Here is an 18,692-nt window from a genome sequence, read left to right as displayed (position 1 = left end):
CTTAAAACTAAACAAGTTAATAACTTGCAAACTAAATAACTAACTGATACAAATTTAGTGTAGAAGTGTAAATTAAAGTAGAGGTAAAAGGTTGGTTTTGTAAGGGTGTTTTTCCTGTAAATTGAATCAATTCTAATTTTAAAAAATAAAAAAAGCCCTCACAATGTGAAGGCTTATTAATATTTTAAAGAAAGCTGTTTACAATTTAGAAAACATTTTTTCCATTTTTTCTTTTTGTTCTTCGGCTAATACAGCATCAACTAAAATTCTTCCACTATGCTCATCTGTAATAACTTTTTTACGAGAAGCAATTTCAACTTGAATTTGCGGTGGAATAGTAAAGAATGAACCTCCAGATGCACCTCTTTCAATTGGCACAACTGCTAAACCGTTTTTAACGTTGTTTCTAATTCTGGTATAAGCAGACACTAAGCGCGATTCAAGTTGTTCTTTGTATTCCGTAGATTTGTCTATTAAAGCTTGTTCTTCTTTTTCAGTTTCAGCTAAAATTGCATCCAACTCACCTTTTTTGTGTTTTAAATGAGTTTCACGCTCTTTTAAACGTTCTTTGGTTTCACCAATAACCTCTTTTTTCTGCTCAATTTGCGCCTTAAATTCTTTAATGTGTTTTTCGGCTAATTCAATTTCAAGTTCTTGAAATTCAATTTCTTTAGACAACGAATTGAATTCTCTGTTATTTCTAACATTCTTTTGTTGCTCAGCATATTTTTTCATTAATGCTTTAGACTCTTCAATAGAGTTTTTCTTATTAGCTATATCGTTATCTATAACTTCTAAGCTTGCAACAAGTTTGTCTAATCTTATGTTTAATCCAGCTACTTCGTCTTCTAAATCGCGAACTTCTAATGGTAATTCACCACGTACATTTCTAATTTCATCTATACGAGAATCAATTAATTGTAAATCGTATAACGCTCTTAAACGCTCTTCTACAGTTGCTTCTTTCTTTTTAGCCATACTTTAAAAATACTTAACAGGATTGGTATTTGTCTTTGATAAAATGATTGCAAAATTAGTAATTTTTTTTGTAAGATAAGCCACTAAAAGATTTTTTGTGTATTGTTCGCTTTCATAATGGCCAATATCGGCTAAAAGAATGCGGTTTTCGGCCATAAAAAAGTCGTGATATTTTAAGTCGGCGGTGATAAACGCATCTGCACCAGCTGCTTGAGCGGTTCCAATAGCAAAACTTCCAGAACCACCTAAAACCGCAACTTTTTTTATTTTTTTGTTTAAAAATGAAGAATGCCTAACAAAAGGTGTGTTCATTTTAAGTTTTATATGGTTTAAAAAATCATTTTCGGTTAAAGCTTCACTAAATTCACCAATCATTCCCATGCCAATATTTTGGTTTTTATTTTCTATGGTTATAATTTCGTAGGCAACTTCTTCGTACGAATGTGTTTTTAGTAAGGTATTTAAAATTTTATTTTCAAGATGTTTCTCGAAGGTTATAGTTATTTTAGTTTCGGCTTCGCTATGGTTTTTACCAGCCTCTCCAATGGTAGGATTAGAGTTTTCGTTACCATTAAATGTACCAACACCATCTACATTAAAACTACAATTTGTATAGTTACCAATTGCTCCGGCCCCGGCATTAAATAGCGCTTCTCTAAGTGCATTGGCTTCATTTTTTGGAACGTAGGTGGTTAGTTTTTTTATAGTTTCGTTTTGAGGTATTAAAATGCGTTTGTTTTTAAGTTGTAATTGATTGCAAATCATATAGTTTACGCCCTGAATTGAATTATCTAACGCGGTGTGAATGGCGTAAATAGCGATATCGTTTTTTATTGCTTTTAAAACAGTACGCTCTACATAGTTTTTACCGGTAATTTTTTTTAAGCCTTTAAAAATAATGGGGTGGAAGCTTATAATAAGGTTACAGTTGGCTTCAATGGCTTCGTCTACAACTGCTTCAAGCGTATCTAAAGTAACTAAAACGCCGGTAAGTTTCGTGTTTTTATCTCCTACTAAAAGGCCTACATTGTCAAAATCTTCAGCGTAAGCTAAAGGAGCTAAAGCTTCTAAATGATTTATAACATCTTGTACAATCATATTCAATTAAATTTTACATCAAAGATAAAATAATTACTTTCGTTGTGATGAAATTTTTGCGATACATACTTTTTCCTATTGTTCCTGTTTACTTTATGATAACATGGCTTAGAAATAAGCTTTACGATTATAATTTTAAGGCATCTAAAAAATATAATATGCCAATAATTTGTGTTGGTAATTTAAGTGTTGGTGGCACCGGGAAAACGCCTATGATAGAGTATTTAATTAATTCTTTAAAAAACGATTATAAAATAGCGACTTTAAGTCGTGGTTATAAACGCAGTACTACAGGTTTCCAATTAGCAGATTTGTCATCTACTGCGAATACTATTGGAGATGAACCTTTTCAGTTTTATAGTAAATTTAAAAATGATATTTATGTTGCAGTCGACTCTAACAGGCAAAATGGTATTGCAACTTTATTAAATTTAAACATACAACCCGAAGTTATTTTACTTGATGATGCTTACCAACATCGTAAGGTTAATGCGGGATTCAATATTTTACTTACCACGTTTACTAAACCTTATTTTAAGGATATAGTTTTACCTACAGGCGATTTACGCGAACCAAAAAGTGGGGCTAAACGTGCCGATGTTGTTATTGTTACAAAGTGCCCTGAAGGAATTAGTGATTTAGATAAAGAGCTAATAGTAAAGCAAATTAAACCAAATACGAGCCAAAGCGTATTTTTTAGTAGCATTGTATATTCTGATACCGTTTTTTCTGAAAACTCAACAAAAAAAATAGCCGATTTAAAATATTTTACCTTAGTGACAGGAATTGCAAATGCATCGCCTTTAGTTGAATTTTTAAAAACAAAAGATTTACAATTTAAGCACGAAAACTTCCCAGATCATTATAATTTTAAATCTGAAGACGTAGCGCATTTAGAAAAAAACGATTTAATTATTACTACCGAAAAAGATTTTATGCGTTTAAAAGATTTTGATAAGCTAAAGCATAAGCTGTTTTATCTTCCAATAACGGTAAAGTTAGATAAACCCGAACAGTTTAATAATTTATTAAAACAATTTGTTAAGCCGTAGTTTTGTTGGCTAAAGCATTGTATAATTTTTTCTCGAATTCTTCTTGTTTGAAAGGTTTAGGGATAATGTCAGTAAAACCAGCCTCTTCAAATTCTTGCATTTTATCCTCAATAGTTACTGCTGTTAAGGCATAAATAGTAAGTTCTTTGTCGAAAGTTCTAACAATTTTTGTGGCTTCAATACCACTTATTCCTGGCATATGAATATCCATTAAAACAACGTCGTAGTTGTTATCTTTTATTTTACTTACAGCGTCTTCGCCGTTGTCTACTATTTCACTATGTAATCCCATTTTAGTTAAAATCTTTTTAGTAATCATTTGATTGATTTTATTGTCTTCAACAACTAAAATTTTAACTTTCGAGAGGTCGAATTCGCTATTATCAACATCAAAATAAGAAGGTTTACTATCATTAGTTTCCTCAATAGTAGTATGTTCTAAAGGAATTTCAAAGAAAAATGTAGTGCCTTTACCAAGCTCGCTTTTTACGTAAATAACACCTTTTAAAATATCTATTAAGCCTTTAACAATGGATAAACCTAAACCAGTACCACCGTATTTTCTGTTAATTTGAATAGAACCTTGTGAGAAACTTTCGAACATATGGTCTTGTTTTTCTTGACTAATACCAATACCGTTATCCTCAACTTCAAAGCGAAGGGTGTAAATTTTATCTTTTTGTTCTATTTTATACACTCTAATCCAAATATCACCATCTTTGGTGAACTTTATAGAGTTACCTACTAAATTTATAAGGATTTGAGAAATTTTTAACTGATCGGCAATAAAGTTTTCTGAAAGTTCTTTTTCATATTCAAAATGAATATTTATGTTATTATCTTGAGCAGAGTTGTTTAAGGCTAAAATAATATTGTTAATTTTCTTTTTAAGATTGAAGGTTTCAGGTTCAATGTCAACTTTATTAGCTTCAATTTTATTTATTTGAAGAATGTCGTTTATAAAAGTTAATAAATAATCACCAGAGAATTTTAACGATTTTAAATGTTGTACTTGTTCTGGTTTAGGATCTTCATCTAAAAGCATGTTACTAATGCCAGTTACGGCATATAATGGTGTGCGTAATTCGTGGGTAACTGTAGATAAAAAATTTGCTTTTGTTTTCGAAGCTAATTCTGCTTTTTCTTTGGCAACAATTAATTCAGAATTTTTTTTGTGTAACATATTATTAGTCTTTAACCTAATGTTATTGTTTTTGTATAACGATAAGGTTAAAAGGGATAGAATTGTTATTAAGGCTACACTTAAAATTGAAATTAAGGTTCCTAAGTTATTATCTGATTCTGATTTTTTAAGTTTTTCAGTTACTTCAACAAAATCTTGATTTAATTCGGCTAACTTAGTCTGTGTTTCTAACTCAACAGACGAGTTCGAGTTAATAAGATTTCTTATAGAGTCCGACACTTTAATATACTTGTCAAGGTAGGACCTGGAAGACTTAAAGTTTTCAGAACTATTATATAAATCGCTTATTATTAAGTAGCCTTCTGGAAGTAAATTTGTATACTTATAAGTTTCAGCAAGCTCAATTCCTTCTTGGCCATATTTTATAGCTTTGTTAAGACCTCCTAGATTATTATGAACAATAGCCAAATTAATTAAAGCTTCACTTTGTCCTTTTACAAAATCTATGTTTTGAGCTTCAAGTAAGGCTTGTTCAAGTAAACCCCTAGCTTTTCTATAGTTTTTTAGAAGTATATAAGTTTTGCCCTCGGTAAGTAAGGTTTGAGTAAAATTTAAGTCGAGTTCTTCTTCTTGGAATTTAGATTTTGCTGCCGTATAGGAGTCTAAAGCTTGGTAATAATCGCCTTTAGCAAGATAAATATCTCCAAAGGTTTTATAGCTTTTTCCTAAATTAACATTATCGTTAATTAAACGTTGTACTTCAATAGCTTTGCTTAAAGACTTAATAGCTTTGTCTTCTTGGTTAACAACTAATTGTATTTTTCCTTTTATCGTATGAATTACTCCTATACTTTCTTTATTATCAATTTTATTAGCTAAAATTAATGCTTCATCTAGGTTTAATAAAGCCTTGTAATAGTTATAATTATCTAAATATTCTTGAGCTTGTTTTATTCTATAATTAATATTGTTAAGCGCAATTTCTGGATCATCTTCAATTTTATCCTGCGCAAAACTATTTATGCATAAAAGCATTACAATGAGAGAGATATAGGCTTTTATTTTAAACATATTTGGTTATTGTGTAAAGCAAATATAAGCATTTTATCGATAAAACGTATTTTTTTTACGATAAATTACAAATTAAATCAATTATTCTTTGTGAATACCCAGTTTCATTATCATACCACCCTATTATTTTAACCATATTTCCTATTACGGATGTCATTTGTGCATCAAAAATACAAGAATGTTTATTCCCTACAATATCTATAGAAACAATTGGGTCTGTGGTGTATTCAATAATGTGTTTAAATTTTTCTTGAGAAGCCGCTCTAAAAGCTTCATTTACATCGTTTATGCTAACGGTTTTTTTTACGTTAAAAGTAATATCTGTTAATGATCCATTTATAACAGGGACTCTAATACCACAACCTCCTATAACATCAGATAAATCTGGGAAAATTTTTGTTAGTGCTTTAGCAGCGCCAGTTGTGGTTGGTACAATAGATTGACTAGCAGCTCGCGAACGACGTAAATCTCGGTGTGGTTGATCGTGCAAGCTTTGGTCGGTGGTGTAGGAGTGCACCGTTGTAATATAAGCTTCATTTATACCACAAAGATTGTTTATTACATCGAACATTGGAGCAGCATTGTTGGTAGTACATGATGCATTCGATATAATATATTCTGTACCATCTAAAATTTGATGGTTAACTCCTAAAACAATAGTTTTAATGGTGTCGTCTGTTGGTGGTACACTTAATATAACCTTTTTAGCTCCATTTTTTAAATGCTGTTCTAGTGTTGTTCTGGTTTTAAATTTCCCGGTTGCTTCAATTACAAAGTCAACATTAAAAGGAGACCAATTTATCGCTTTTGGATGATTGTGATTTAATAGCGGAATACAGGTGTTATTAACTATAATAGCATTGCTTTCAGCAGTAATAGAGCCGTTAAATAATCCATGAACACTATCGTATTTTAATAGATGACTTAAGGTTTTAGCATCAGATAGATCGTTTATTGCAACAATGTTTATGTTGTTGTACTCTTGAAGAAGCCTAAAAACACGTCTGCCTATTCTGCCAAAACCATTTATGGCAACATTAATCATTCTTTTTAATTAATATGTTTTTGTGCGTGGTAAGACGAACGTACTAATGCACTACTTTCAACATGACGGAAGCCTAAGTTTAAACCTATTTCTTCGTATTCTTTAAACTCATCTGGATTAACAAAACGTTGTACAGGTAGGTGTTTTTTGCTTGGTTGTAAATATTGCCCAATGGTAACCACGTCTACATCGTTCGCTTTTAAGTCGTGAAGGGTTTCAATAACCTCTTCGCGTGTTTCACCTAAGCCAAGCATAATACCAGATTTTGTGCGTCGTTGGCCTTGTTGTTTTAAATATTTTAATACGCCCATACTACGGTCGTATTGAGCTTGTATACGTACTTCACGTGTTAAGCGACGAACGGTTTCTATGTTGTGTGATACTACTTCCGGTGCAACATCAATAATTCTATCTATATGTTTTTCAATGCCTTGAAAATCAGGAATTAAAGTTTCCATGGTAGTTTCAGGGTTCATGCGGCGAACAGCTTTTACTGTTTCGGCCCACATAATACTTCCCATATCTTTTAAATCGTCTCTATCTACACTTGTTAAAACAGCATGTTTTATTTTCATAATTCTAATAGAACGTGCCACCTTTTCAGGTTCGTCCCAATCTACGGTTTCTGGCCTACCTGTTTTTACACCACAAAACCCACATGATCGCGTACAAACATTACCTAAAATCATAAATGTAGCCGTACCTTCGCCCCAACATTCGCCCATATTTGGGCAACTACCAGATGTGCATATGGTGTTAAGTTTATATTTATCTACTAAACCTCGTAGTTCGGTGTATTTTTTCCCCGTCGGAAGTTTAACACGAAGCCATTTTGGTTTAGGTTTACGTTCGGGTAATATATTTGAAACTGTATCTGTATTCATAAAAAAAAAGTGTGATAGCAAAGATACAAAGTATTCTTTTAAATTTTCTTATAATCTTATTACATCGCAAAGCTTATAGTTCGCTAGAAAAAGTAATTCTTAATTTATTTTATTTCAAGTAAAATTATTTTAGGATTACAACTATTAATATTTAATTGAAGTAGAAATAGCAGTGGTAATGCCTTTTTTAATTTAATTTTTTTTTCGAATAATTTCAGCTAATAGCTTTTTGGCACGAAGCAGTTTTACTTTTACGTTATTTATTGGTTCGTCGAGTTCTATAGAAATTTCTTTATAGCTTAATTCTTGAAAATAACGTAAGTTGATTATGTTTTGGTAATGTGGTTTTAGCTTTTTTATATCACGAAGTAATTTGGCTAAATTTTGTTCGGTAATGAGTTTGTCTTCGGGAGAAGGTGATTCGTCTAAAATTTGATAAGCTTCATCATGATTATTAGATATAATTTGTGAAATAGAGTTTTTATTCTTTCGAAGTAAATCAATATGAATATTTTTTGAAATAGTTATGAGCCAAGTTTTAAACTTATAATTTTCATCGTAAGTTTCAATTTTGTCAAAAGCTTTAGAAAATGTTTGAATAGTAATGTCTTCCGCATCATTTTCATTTTGAGTTCGTTTTAATTGAAACCCATAAACATCGTCCCAAAAGCTATCTAAAAGAAAATTAAATGCTTTTTGGTTATTGATTTTAGCTTGTTTAATGGCTTGTTCTATTTCCAATAGTTGGGTTTTGAAATAAGATTATTTATAAAGATAGTTAATTGCACGATAATTAAAAATATTTCTAAAATAGGTGTACATACTGTTATACCTTTTTCGTTTAAGTTTTTTGCCGATTTTCCAAATATCACATATTGAACTATTAATCTCATTAAAATTAATGGTAAAACAATTAGCCATTTAAAGGCAAAACTTAAAAGTAAAATACTCAGAATCCAAAATAACACGTTGGTTATGTAAAGTAAAGCAAGTAAAATTTTGTGCGATTTTTTATAATACTTAGCGGTGCTAATATGTCTGCGCTTTTGCCTGAACCATTTTTTAAATGTATCTTTTGGTACAGATTGTGTAAAACTGTTTGGAGTTAAGCAAATACTTGTATTGTTTTTTGTTGCTACTTGATTCACAAATAAATCGTCGTCTCCCGATTTAAGCTTCATATGATTAACGAAACCATTGGCTTTAAAAAACTCAGTTTTAGTATAGGCTAAGTTTCTACCAACACCCATATAAGGTAAACCTATTTTTGCAAACGAAAAGTAGTTAATTGCGGTGGTAAGAGTTTCAAACCTAATTAGTTTATTCAGAAAAGATTTTTCTCTAGTCTCATACTTACCATAACCTAATATCAGATTTTTTTTATTCGAGAAATTCAAAGACATTTCGCTTATCCAATGCTTTGAAAGAGGCTTGCAATCGGCGTCGGTAAAAATTAAATGCTCATATTTTGCAGCTTTAATGCCTAAAGTAAGCGCAAATTTTTTATTACCCCAAAAGGTTTCATAGTTTTCAACATTTACCAGTTTTATATTTTTGTTAGTTGCTGCGAATTGTTCCATAACTTCAAAAGTATCATCGTTCGATGCATCGTTAATTAAAACAATTTCAAAGTTTTCATACTGTTGATTAATAATTGAAGGTAAAAACGTTTTTAAATTTTCAGCTTCATTTTTAGCACATATAATTACGGAAACTGGTAAGTTGTTGTAAGTTTCAGTTCTAGGTTTGAAAAAGGCAAACTTAGAAAAAACAAAAAAATAAAATATAACTTGAATAGCAACTACAATACAAAATATGTAGAAAATTACATCAAGAATTCCCATGAAGTAATACTACTGGTGTTGAGGTTCGTTGCAATCGCTAAATTGGTCTGGAGTTTTACCACAAAAACCACAAGCTTCTCCACTTTTATTTAACATTGGATTTTGACTAGCACAAGTTCCAGCGAATTTGCCGTCTTTTTTTGCCCAAATTTTAATGGCAATACCTGCAATACCTAAACCGAGCATGACTACGGTAATTAAAAGAAGTTTCATGTTAAAAAAATTTATGCAAAGATAAAGATTTTAGTTAATATGATTAAATTTTTAGTGACCAAAACTAATTAGTGAGTGTCTTAAATATTAAATATTTGAAAATTAATTAATTATATTATTTTATCATGAAAAAATTACTAGCAGAGTTTTTTGGTACCTTTTGGCTCGTTTTTGGTGGTTGTGGTAGTGCTATTTTTGCTGCAGGTTATCCAGAATTAGGTATTGGTTTTGTTGGAGTGTCTTTAGCTTTTGGCTTGTCGGTTTTAACAATGGTATATACTGTTGGCCATATTTCGGGCGGACATTTTAATCCAGCAGTGAGTTTTGGATTGTGGGTAGGAGGTAAGTTTGATGGAAGAGATTTACTTGGGTATATCTTAGCACAACTAATTGGTGCTATTGCAGCAGCTACGTTTTTATATTTAATTGTTTCTGGAAAATCTGATTTTACAGATATTGGTGGTTTTGCGGCTAATGGTTATGGAGAACTATCGCCTAATGGATATAGCATGATTAGTGTTTTAATTACGGAGTTTTTATTAACAATGTTTTTCTTGCTAATTATTTTAGGAAGTACGAATCTTAAAGCTCCAAAAGGATTTGCTGGAATTGCTATTGGTTTGGCTTTAACGTTAATTCATTTAATTAGTATTCCCATTTCAAACACATCTGTTAATCCTGCACGGTCTACTAGTCAAGCGTTATTTGCTGGTGGCGATTTTACCTTGCAATTATGGTTGTTTTGGGTAGCACCAATTGGTGGAGCAGTGGTTGCAGGTTTAATACATAAGGGTTTGTTTGATAAAATCGAAGACTAATTTGTGATATGTATTTTAATAAAAAATCCTGACCTTTTAAAGTCAGGATTTTTTTGTTGTATGATTAATACTATTACACTTAATGTAAGTCTATTTCTGCTACAGAATTATCTGTAGATGCAGTTTGGTTTCCTCCTTTAGGCTCGATTGTGATACTTAAAGCCAAAGCATCTTCTAAATATGGAATATTTTTAAGTTTTCTATCGGCTTCATTTAAAATACCTAAACTAACCATTTTGTCTTGCAATTCGGCCCAAATTTGGTAGCATTGCTCTTCAGGCAATTGCGGTAACGAAACTACATCAATCATAGATGTTTTTTCTTTTGGATTAATGTATGCTACAGTTTTTAAATCTTTAGCACGTTCATTTCCTTTTATAATGTACTTTTCGGTTTCGGGATTATTAAGCCTTAAAAGCTGGCGCATAACATTATCAAGCATTTCGTTATTTTTATCGATATCGCTTCGTAAGTCAAAAAGTTCATCAACTACAACCTGATTTTCTTCTGCTAGTTTTAAGTTTTGATTGTAAAACACGTACGACGTTACAGCAAAAGCAATAGCCGTAACACTAGCAGCAATGCCAAACTTAAACCAGCTTGTCGGCTTTTTTTGTGGTTCTAGTTTAACCACAGGTTTTTCATCAAGTTCATCTAAAATATTATTTAAGATGCCTTTAGGGGCTTCAATCGCATTACTTTTAGAAACCACTTCTAGGTTAAATTGTAATGTGTTGTAGGCATTCTGTACTTCTGGGTACCTTGAAATGTAAGACTCCACCATTTCTGTTTCATCAGAAGTAGTTTCACCTAATAGATATTTGTCTAATAGGCCAGAATTTAAGAAAGTATTTATTTTCTCATTCATGACTGTATTAATTAAGGGTTATAAATTTTTTTCAATTCTCGCAACCCAATTTTTAATCTTGATTTTATTGTTCCTAACGGAATATTTAACTCATCGCTAGCTTCTTGCTGGGTCATACCTTCAAAAAAAAGTGCATTTAAAACAATTTGATACTTTTCGTCTAGACTTTTTAAATGCGTTTTAATATCGAGTACATCCTGGTTTAATTCTGTTGATGATACTTTATATACGGCTGAAGTTTCAATTTGGACTTCTTTGCCCGACTTATTTTTAATATTTCTAACTTTATCTATGGCACAATTATATGATATACGATATAGCCATGTGAAAAGTTTTGCTTTGCTGGAGTCGTATTTTTTTGCGTATCGCCATATTTTTACAAAACTTTCTTGCAGTACGTCTTGCGCAATATCATCATCGGTGATTACTTTTTTAATAACACCAAATAGGGCATCAGCATAATTTTCGTAAAGTAAACTAATGGCTTTCTTATCGCCTTTTTGCAATAAGGAAACGATTTCTTTTTCTATGGATGAAATCAAATTTTGGTTAGATATTAAGTTTTACTACTATCAAAGTTAGTCATTTCTTCGAAATTAAATAATATTTACTTCAGCTTCAATAGAAATATTAAAAATTCGATAAACGGTTTTTTGAATTAATTTAGATAAATTTAAAATGTCTGCTCCTTTTGCATCGCTATAATTAACTAAAACTAGAGCTTGTTTGTCATGTACCCCATAATTATTGAACCGCTTACCTTTAAAGCCGGTTTGTTCAATTAGCCAACCAGCAGGAACTTTTACTTGGTCTTCGTTAACTGGATAGCTAGGAATATTTTTAAAATTTAAAGCTAAATTATCGAATTGAGATTTTGGTATAATAGGATTTTTAAAAAAGCTACCACTATTACCAATTTTTTTAGGGTTTGGCAATTTGCTTTCTCGAATGGCAATTACGGCTTGCGAAACACTTTGAATGGTTGGTGTTTTTACATTCATAGCTTCTAGCTCGTTTATAATAGTGCCATAATTAATATTGAGCTTATGATTTTGCTTGGTTAATTTAAAAATTACCGAGGTAATAATATATTTTCCTTTTGCTTCCTGTTTAAAAATAGAATTTCGGTAGCCAAAGTTGCAATCTGCATTGGTAAAGGTTTCTTGTTGGTAATTCCTAACCGAAATAGCTTCACATGACTCGAAAACATCTTTTAATTCAACTCCGTAAGCACCAATATTTTGAATGGGTGACGTGCCTACATTTCCTGGAATAAGCGAAAGGTTTTCTACACCACCAAAATTATTTTTAATACACCAAAGTACAAAGTTGTGCCAGTTTTCGCCAGCTTGGGCTTTTACGTAAACAAAATCTTCCGATTCTGAAATTATTTTAATGCCTTTTAAATTTATATGAATTACTAATCCGTCGAAATCTTTAGTTAGTAGCATATTGCTTCCTCCGCCTAAAATCAATCTGTTTTCGTAACCTTTTAAAGCTATAACCTCTTGTAATGCATCCATAGTATTAACCGATACAAAATGTTTTGCTACGGCATTAATACCAAAAGTGTTATAAGGCTTTAAAGATATGTTGTTTTTAATTTGCACTAGTCTTTATAAACTTTTAAAGCTTCTTTAATAATATTTACGGCCTTTACTAAACTTTCTTTTTTAAGTACATAAGCAATTCTAATTTGGTTTTTACCCACACCAGGTGTAGAATAAAAACCAGCAGCAGGCGCTACCATTACTGTTTCTCCATTAACATCGAAATCTTCTAAAAGCCATTGTGCAAAATTATCAGAATTTTTTATTGGTAATTCTGCAATACAATAAAACGCACCTTTTGGTTTGGCGACTTTTACACCTTCTATGGTTTGTAACTCGTTAATTAGCGTGTTTCGGCGTTCTACATATTCTTCAATAACATCATCAAAATAACTTTGTGGCGTATCTAAAGCAGCTTCTCCAGCAATTTGCGCTAAGGTTGGTGGACTCAATCTGGCTTGTGCAAATTTTAAAGCTGTTGTAATAACTTCGTTGTTTTTAGATACCAAACACCCAATTCGTGCACCACACATACTGTAACGTTTCGATACAGAGTCTATTATTATAGCATGGTTTTCTAATCCGGGTTCTTGCATAATAGAGTAGTGTGTATTGCCATCGTATGTAAATTCGCGGTAAACTTCGTCTGCAATTAAAAACAAGTCGTGTTTTTTTACAATTTCGGCCAGCTTTTGTATTTCGTGTTTCGAATATAAGTAACCTGTTGGGTTTCCTGGATTACAAATTAATATAGCTTTGGTTTTAGGTGTAATTAATTTTTCGAATGCTTCTATAGGTGGTAAAGCAAAGTTATCTTCAATTTTAGAAATTACAGGAACAATATTAACTCCGGAAGCTGTTGAAAACCCATTGTAATTAGCATAAAATGGTTCGGGAATAATAACTTCATCATCAACATCCATAATGCTTCCAAAGGCAAAAAGTAAAGCTTCGCTACCACCAGTGGTAACAATAATATTGTCGTGTTTTACTTTAATATCATTTTTAGCATAATAGTTTGCAATTTTTTTTCGGTAAGTTTCCGAACCTTCTGATCTGGAATATGCTAAAATATCTAAAGAGATATTTTTTACAGCTTTAAGTGCTATTTCTGGTGTTTTAATATCGGGTTGTCCAATATTTAAATAATAAATATGTTTTCCTTTTTTTGTTGCTGCTTCAGCATAAGGAACTAGTTTACGTATTGGCGATTGCGGCATTAATTGCCCTTTTTCTGAAATTACTGGCATTAAATTGAGTTTATCACACAAAGTTGAGAAAATTATCTTAAAGTTTTTTTAAAAATTATTTATAAGTGGTAAGAGTTATCATAAAGATTGTTAAATTTAGTAACCAACCTAACTATTTGTCATGAAACCCATTCTTTTTTGTATACTATTTATGTTTTTAAGCATGGTTGGGTTTTCGCAAGAGTTTCGTATTCCAAATAAAAAGCATTCAGATAAAATTCAGTTTAAACTTATTAATAACCTTATTATAATTCCTGTTGAAGTAAATGGCGTTAAACTGTCTTTTTTGTTAGATACAGGTGTTAGTAAACCTATAATTTTTAATGTTCTGCATGTAGCGGATAGTTTGAAGTTTAAAGAAGACGACACTATTTTTTTAATGGGATTTGGCGATGGTGAGCCTATTAAAGCAACGAAGTCTATAGATAATATTGTTAAAATTGGAGAAGTTATTAATCTACATCAAGATTTTTATGCTATTTATAATTTTGACTTGAATTTGGCGCCGCGATTAGGTGTTCCTGTACATGGCATTATTGGTTACGATTTGTTTAAGGATTTAACCGTAGAAATTAATTATGCACAGCGGTTTATTAAACTTACCGAACCAAGTTATTATAAATATAAACCCAAAAGGAAAACAGAGAAGTTACATTTAGAGTTTTATAATAATAAACCTTATATAAACGTAAAAGTAAATATTAATGGTAAAGAAATACCCATAAAACTATTAATTGATTCAGGAGGAAGTGATGCGCTCTGGTTATTTGAAGATGATAGCTTAGATATCCATCCTGGTGACCTTTTTTTTCATGATTATTTAGGGCACGGACTTAGTGGAAGTGTTTTTGGAAAACGATCGAAAGTTGATGGTTTTTCAATTAACAATTATCATTTAAAAAATGTAAATGTTGCGTATCCGGATTCTAGTTCGGTTGTTAAAGCTAAAAATAACAAAGGAAGAAATGGAAGTTTATCTGGAAATATGCTTAAGCGATTTAATGTGGTTTTCGATTATCCGAGAGGTTTTGTAAGCTTTACTAAAAATAGCTTTTTTAAAGAAAAGTTTAACTATAATCACAGCGGGATTGAATTGGCTCACGATGGCGTAAGACTTGTAAAAGAAATAGACGATTCTCATAGCAAATTTAGAAGTCCTAATACGCAAAATAGAAGTGCTGCTAATAGCCAAACTATTGTAATAGAAGCGCAATATAAATATGTTTTAAAACCTGCTTTTGTAATTGCAGAACTCAGGAAAAATTCTCCTGCAGATTTAGCCGGATTGCAAATTGGCGACTTAATTTTAGAGATAAACAATAAACCAACCTTTCGTTTTAGTTTACAAGAAATAACCAATAAATTTTATGATGATGTTGGTAAACGACTAAAACTTAAAATTGAGCGTAGCGGTGTGGTTTTAAATTATTCTTTCGTTTTAAAATCTCCTTATTAAAAAAAGAAACCCCAAGCTTTCACTTGAGGTTTAATAAAAAATATTTTTTAAAACTTATTGCTGTACAATACTTTTATCTTTCTTTTCAAGTACGCTAGCTTTACTAGAATCTACAACTAAACCTTTAATTTTTAAGGCTATAGTTGGAGTTTCAGCGTTCGATTGTACTGTTATTGTTTTTCTAATAGGGTTAACACGATTGGTGTCGTATTTAACTTCAATTTCTCCAGTTTTTCCTGGTAAAATAGGATCTTTCGGCTTTTTAGGAATAGTACATCCGCAGCTAGAAGATACTTTAGTGATTACTAATGGCTCGTTACCTGTGTTAGTAAATTCAAAAACTCTTACACCATCGGCACCTTTTTCAATAGTACCATAATCTATAGTTTCGGTTTTAAATTCAATTTTAGCTTGAGCACTTACAGCTAAACTGAATAATCCAACAAAAAAGATTGTAATTAAATGTTTCATAATTTTAGTATTTATTTCAAATTAATTACCCTTTGCTATAAAAATATTTAGGGCGAAAATTCATATTATTTCTATAAATCTTAGTCAAACATACTCACTTTTTCTACAACCTACAAAAATATTGGATGTATTACAGATTTATTAACATATTTAACAAAGATGAAAGTACATTCTGTTTCAAATTCAAATTTAACAATCAATAGTTCAATATCTGTTTTTACAGAACAAGAAATATAAGTACTTTTGCCAATTATTATTCAAAAACTATTCCAAAGATGAGTATTCCATCAAAATACGATGCACAACAGGTAGAAAACAAGTGGTACGACTACTGGATGACACATAATTACTTTCATTCAGAACCGGACGATAGAGAGCCATATACCATTGTAATCCCTCCGCCAAACGTTACAGGAATTCTTCACATGGGACATATGTTGAATAATACCATTCAAGATGTATTAATTCGTCGTGCGCGTTTACAAGGTAAAAATGCCTGTTGGGTTCCTGGTACAGATCACGCTTCTATTGCTACTGAAGCCAAAGTTGTGGCCAGATTAAAGGAACAAGGTATAGATAAAAACGATTTATCTCGCGATGAGTTTTTAAAGCATGCCTGGGATTGGACGCACGAATACGGTGGCGTTATACTTGAACAATTAAAAAAACTAGGCTGTTCTTGCGATTGGGATCGTACCAAATTTACTATGGATGACGATATGAGCGAAGCCGTAATAAAAGTGTTTGTAGATTTATACAACAAAGGCTTAATTTACCGTGGTTATCGAATGGTAAACTGGGATCCTGAGGCAAAAACAACATTATCGGACGAGGAAGTAATTCACGAAGAGCGTCAAGGTAATCTGTACTATATTAATTATAAAATTGAAGGTAGCGACGACACGTTAACTATTGCAACTACACGTCCTGAAACTATTTTTGGAGATACAGCCATTTGTATAAACCCAGAAGACGAACGTTTTACGCACTTACGTGGAAAAAAGGCCATTGTGCCAATTTGTAACCGTGTTATTCCTATTATTGAAGATGAATATGTAGATCTTGAGTTTGGTACAGGTTGTTTAAAAGTAACACCAGCACACGACGAAAACGATAAAAACCTTGGCGATAAACACAATCTTGAGGTTATCGATATTTTTCATGAAGATGCTACATTAAATAGTTACGGATTGCAATTCGAAGGTCAAGATCGTTTTGTGGCTAGAAAATCCGTTGCCAAAGAACTAGAAAATATTGGTGTTTTAGTAAAAACAGAAACACATATAAATAAAGTAGGAACCTCAGAACGTACAAAGGCTGTTATCGAGCCTAGATTAAGCGATCAGTGGTTTTTAAAAATGGAAGAACTTGTAAAACCAGCAATAGAGGCGGTTTTAGGCGAAAATAACGATATTCAATTATTCCCTAAAAAATTCGAAAATACCTATCGCCACTGGATGGAAAACATCCGCGATTGGAATATTTCGCGCCAGTTACTTTGGGGACAACAAATTCCAGCTTATTATTATGGTGAAGGAAAAGAAGACTTTGTAGTTGCCGAAAGCATCAATGATGCACTTGAGTTAGCTAAGTCTAAAACAAACAACCAACAACTAACAGCTAACGACTTACGTCAAGAAACCGATGCTTTAGACACTTGGTTCTCGTCATGGTTATGGCCAATGTCGGTTTTCGATGGTATTCGTAACCCAGAAAACGACGATATAAAATACTATTACCCAACAAACGATTTAGTTACAGGTCCAGATATTTTATTCTTCTGGGTAGCTCGTATGATAATTGCTGGATATGAATATAAAGGAGAAATGCCATTTAAAAATGTGTATTTAACCGGTTTAGTTCGCGATAAGCAGCGTCGTAAAATGAGTAAATCTTTAGGAAACTCGCCAGATGCTTTAAAACTTATAGAAGAATACAGTGCCGATGGTGTTCGTGTTGGTTTACTATTAAGTAGTGCTGCAGGAAACGATTTACTGTTCGATGAGTCTCTATGCCAACAAGGTAAAGGTTTTGGTAACAAAATTTGGAATGCCTACCGATTAGTTGATGGTTGGGAAGTTTCGGAAAGCATAGAACAACCAGAAGCAAGTAAAATAGCTATTTCTTGGTACGAATCTAAATTCCAAAAAGCATTAATCGAAATAGAAGATCATTTTAGTAAATACCGTTTAAGCGATGCTTTAATGGCTATTTATAAATTGATTTACGATGATTTTTGTGGTTGGTTACTAGAAATGGTAAAGCCAGCGTACCAACAACCTATTGATGCTAAAACGTACAATGCGATTATTGCCATTTTTGAAGATAATTTAAAAATTGTACATCCATTTATGCCGTTTTTAACTGAAGATTTATGGCATTACATAAAAGACCGCACACGAGAAGAAGCTTTAATTGTAGCCAGTTGGCCAGCAGCTAAACCAATTAACGAAACTTTGATTTCTGAATTTGATTTTGCTTCAGAAGTTATTTCGGGTATTCGAACCATTAGAAAAGAAAAGAACATTGCTTTTAAAGATGCGATTGGTTTTTCTGTTATAAACAACGAAAAGTCATCCACTACTTTCGATGCTATAATTGCTAAAATGGGTAATTTAGAAGCTATTGATTATGTAGATGAAGCCGTTGAAGGCGCATTAACGTTTAGAGTAAAATCGAACGAATATTTTGTGCCAATGGTTGGTGCTATAGACGTTGAAGCTGAAATTAAAAAACTAACCGAAGAGTTAAATTACACCGAAGGATTTTTAAAATCGGTACAGAAAAAACTATCAAACGAGCGTTTTGTAAATAATGCACCAGAGCAAGTTGTAGCTAGCGAGAAAAAGAAAGAAGCTGATGCTTTGGCTAAAATTGAAACGTTAAAGACTAGTTTGGCTAGTTTAGGTTAAACTTATTTGTCGTTCCGTGTTGTCGCACTGAGCACAGT

Annotated in this window: 17 protein-coding genes; 4 read left to right on the top strand and 13 right to left on the bottom strand. The window is 31.9% G+C overall.

The genetic code is table 11. The features are described from left to right. Positions 1-198: 198 nt before the first annotated feature. Together PW52_RS08670 and PW52_RS08665 are read right to left on the bottom strand one after the other, a co-directional pair. A complete protein-coding gene (locus PW52_RS08670; protein ID WP_044632531.1) occupies positions 199-978 on the bottom strand; it encodes a zinc ribbon domain-containing protein in 780 nt (259 codons plus the stop codon). A 3-nt stretch (positions 979-981) separates the two neighbouring features. Continuing rightward, positions 982-2,076, bottom strand: a complete 1,095-nt coding sequence (locus PW52_RS08665) for a Nif3-like dinuclear metal center hexameric protein (RefSeq protein ID WP_044632530.1) — start codon at positions 2,074-2,076, stop codon at positions 982-984. Positions 2,077-2,123: 47 nt separating this feature from the next. Here PW52_RS08665 and lpxK point away from each other — a divergent pair, with 47 nt between their 5' ends. Next, the gene (lpxK, locus tag PW52_RS08660) at positions 2,124-3,128 is read left to right on the top strand and encodes a tetraacyldisaccharide 4'-kinase (RefSeq protein WP_044632529.1); all 1,005 of its coding nucleotides are present in this window, start codon (positions 2,124-2,126) and stop codon (positions 3,126-3,128) included. Here lpxK and PW52_RS08655 read toward each other — a convergent pair. From PW52_RS08655 to PW52_RS08630, 6 genes are all read right to left on the bottom strand, one after another. Further along, complete coding sequence (locus tag PW52_RS08655) at positions 3,118-5,343, bottom strand: ATP-binding protein (protein WP_044632528.1); 2,226 nt, start codon at positions 5,341-5,343, stop codon at positions 3,118-3,120. The two genes, lpxK and PW52_RS08655, sit on opposite strands and share 11 nt — an antisense overlap. Positions 5,344-5,398: 55 nt before the next feature. Then, complete coding sequence (gene gap / locus PW52_RS08650) at positions 5,399-6,388, bottom strand: type I glyceraldehyde-3-phosphate dehydrogenase (protein WP_044632527.1); 990 nt, start codon at positions 6,386-6,388, stop codon at positions 5,399-5,401. 5 nt (positions 6,389-6,393) lie between these two features. Further along, on the bottom strand, positions 6,394-7,272 hold the full coding sequence (gene lipA, locus PW52_RS08645; protein WP_044632526.1) for a lipoyl synthase: 879 nt from the start codon (positions 7,270-7,272) through the stop codon (positions 6,394-6,396). Between the two features lie 192 nt (positions 7,273-7,464). Next, a complete protein-coding gene (locus PW52_RS08640; RefSeq protein ID WP_044632525.1) occupies positions 7,465-8,013 on the bottom strand; it encodes an RNA polymerase sigma factor in 549 nt (182 codons plus the stop codon). Next, a complete protein-coding gene (locus tag PW52_RS08635) occupies positions 8,004-9,116 on the bottom strand; it encodes a glycosyltransferase (RefSeq protein ID WP_117584368.1) in 1,113 nt (370 codons plus the stop codon). The genes PW52_RS08640 and PW52_RS08635 overlap by 10 nt, the downstream gene beginning before the upstream one ends. A 9-nt stretch (positions 9,117-9,125) precedes the next feature. Beyond that, a complete protein-coding gene (locus tag PW52_RS08630) occupies positions 9,126-9,329 on the bottom strand; it encodes a membrane or secreted protein (protein ID WP_044632524.1) in 204 nt (67 codons plus the stop codon). 125 nt (positions 9,330-9,454) lie between these two features. Between PW52_RS08630 and aqpZ the strand changes: the two genes are divergently transcribed. Then, a complete protein-coding gene (aqpZ, locus tag PW52_RS08625) occupies positions 9,455-10,147 on the top strand; it encodes an aquaporin Z (protein WP_044632523.1) in 693 nt (230 codons plus the stop codon). A 79-nt stretch (positions 10,148-10,226) separates the two neighbouring features. Here aqpZ and PW52_RS08620 read toward each other — a convergent pair whose 3' ends face one another. Genes PW52_RS08620 through PW52_RS08605 form a run of 4 tightly spaced genes read right to left on the bottom strand, consistent with a single transcriptional unit; the run spans position 10,227 to position 13,815 of the window. Then, positions 10,227-11,015: an anti-sigma factor gene (locus PW52_RS08620; protein ID WP_044632522.1), complete on the bottom strand. Its 789-nt coding sequence runs from the start codon at positions 11,013-11,015 to the stop codon at positions 10,227-10,229. Positions 11,016-11,026: 11 nt separating this feature from the next. After that, on the bottom strand, positions 11,027-11,557 hold the full coding sequence (locus tag PW52_RS08615) for an RNA polymerase sigma factor (RefSeq protein ID WP_044632521.1): 531 nt from the start codon (positions 11,555-11,557) through the stop codon (positions 11,027-11,029). A 54-nt stretch (positions 11,558-11,611) separates the two neighbouring features. Continuing rightward, positions 11,612-12,625 (bottom strand): UDP-N-acetylmuramate dehydrogenase, encoded by a 1,014-nt coding sequence (gene murB / locus PW52_RS08610; RefSeq protein ID WP_044632520.1) that lies wholly within the window; start codon positions 12,623-12,625, stop codon positions 11,612-11,614. Continuing rightward, positions 12,625-13,815: a pyridoxal phosphate-dependent aminotransferase gene (locus PW52_RS08605; protein ID WP_044632519.1), complete on the bottom strand. Its 1,191-nt coding sequence runs from the start codon at positions 13,813-13,815 to the stop codon at positions 12,625-12,627. The genes murB and PW52_RS08605 overlap by 1 nt, the downstream gene beginning before the upstream one ends. A 121-nt stretch (positions 13,816-13,936) precedes the next feature. Between PW52_RS08605 and PW52_RS08600 the strand changes: the two genes are divergently transcribed. After that, positions 13,937-15,271 (top strand): aspartyl protease family protein, encoded by a 1,335-nt coding sequence (locus tag PW52_RS08600; RefSeq protein WP_044632518.1) that lies wholly within the window; start codon positions 13,937-13,939, stop codon positions 15,269-15,271. Positions 15,272-15,325: 54 nt separating this feature from the next. On the opposite strand, the gene PW52_RS08595 is transcribed toward PW52_RS08600, so the two are convergent. Continuing rightward, entirely contained in the window at positions 15,326-15,742 is a 417-nt protein-coding gene (locus tag PW52_RS08595) for a DUF1573 domain-containing protein (RefSeq protein ID WP_044632517.1), read from the bottom strand. A 275-nt stretch (positions 15,743-16,017) separates the two neighbouring features. Between PW52_RS08595 and PW52_RS08590 the strand changes: the two genes are divergently transcribed. Then, positions 16,018-18,654: a valine--tRNA ligase gene (locus PW52_RS08590; RefSeq protein WP_044632516.1), complete on the top strand. Its 2,637-nt coding sequence runs from the start codon at positions 16,018-16,020 to the stop codon at positions 18,652-18,654. Positions 18,655-18,692 lie beyond the last annotated feature (38 nt).

The organism is Neotamlana sedimentorum, from assembly GCF_000943565.1.
Lineage (GTDB): Bacteria > Bacteroidota > Bacteroidia > Flavobacteriales > Flavobacteriaceae > Neotamlana > Neotamlana sedimentorum.
Note: the sequence above shows the minus strand (reverse complement) of the source record. Positions and strands in the feature narration are given on the sequence as shown.

Coding starts and splice junctions, on each gene's coding strand:
- PW52_RS08670 (WP_044632531.1), bottom strand. CDS start 978: ATGGCTAAAAAGAAAGAAGCAACTGTAGAAGAGCGTTTAAGAGCGTTA.
- PW52_RS08665 (WP_044632530.1), bottom strand. CDS start 2,076: ATGATTGTACAAGATGTTATAAATCATTTAGAAGCTTTAGCTCCTTTA.
- lpxK (WP_044632529.1), top strand. CDS start 2,124: ATGAAATTTTTGCGATACATACTTTTTCCTATTGTTCCTGTTTACTTT.
- PW52_RS08655 (WP_044632528.1), bottom strand. CDS start 5,343: ATGTTTAAAATAAAAGCCTATATCTCTCTCATTGTAATGCTTTTATGC.
- gap (WP_044632527.1), bottom strand. CDS start 6,388: ATGATTAATGTTGCCATAAATGGTTTTGGCAGAATAGGCAGACGTGTT.
- lipA (WP_044632526.1), bottom strand. CDS start 7,272: ATGAATACAGATACAGTTTCAAATATATTACCCGAACGTAAACCTAAA.
- PW52_RS08635 (WP_117584368.1), bottom strand. CDS start 9,116: ATGGGAATTCTTGATGTAATTTTCTACATATTTTGTATTGTAGTTGCT.
- PW52_RS08630 (WP_044632524.1), bottom strand. CDS start 9,329: ATGAAACTTCTTTTAATTACCGTAGTCATGCTCGGTTTAGGTATTGCA.
- aqpZ (WP_044632523.1), top strand. CDS start 9,455: ATGAAAAAATTACTAGCAGAGTTTTTTGGTACCTTTTGGCTCGTTTTT.
- PW52_RS08620 (WP_044632522.1), bottom strand. CDS start 11,015: ATGAATGAGAAAATAAATACTTTCTTAAATTCTGGCCTATTAGACAAA.
- PW52_RS08605 (WP_044632519.1), bottom strand. CDS start 13,815: ATGCCAGTAATTTCAGAAAAAGGGCAATTAATGCCGCAATCGCCAATA.
- PW52_RS08600 (WP_044632518.1), top strand. CDS start 13,937: ATGAAACCCATTCTTTTTTGTATACTATTTATGTTTTTAAGCATGGTT.
- PW52_RS08595 (WP_044632517.1), bottom strand. CDS start 15,742: ATGAAACATTTAATTACAATCTTTTTTGTTGGATTATTCAGTTTAGCT.
- PW52_RS08590 (WP_044632516.1), top strand. CDS start 16,018: ATGAGTATTCCATCAAAATACGATGCACAACAGGTAGAAAACAAGTGG.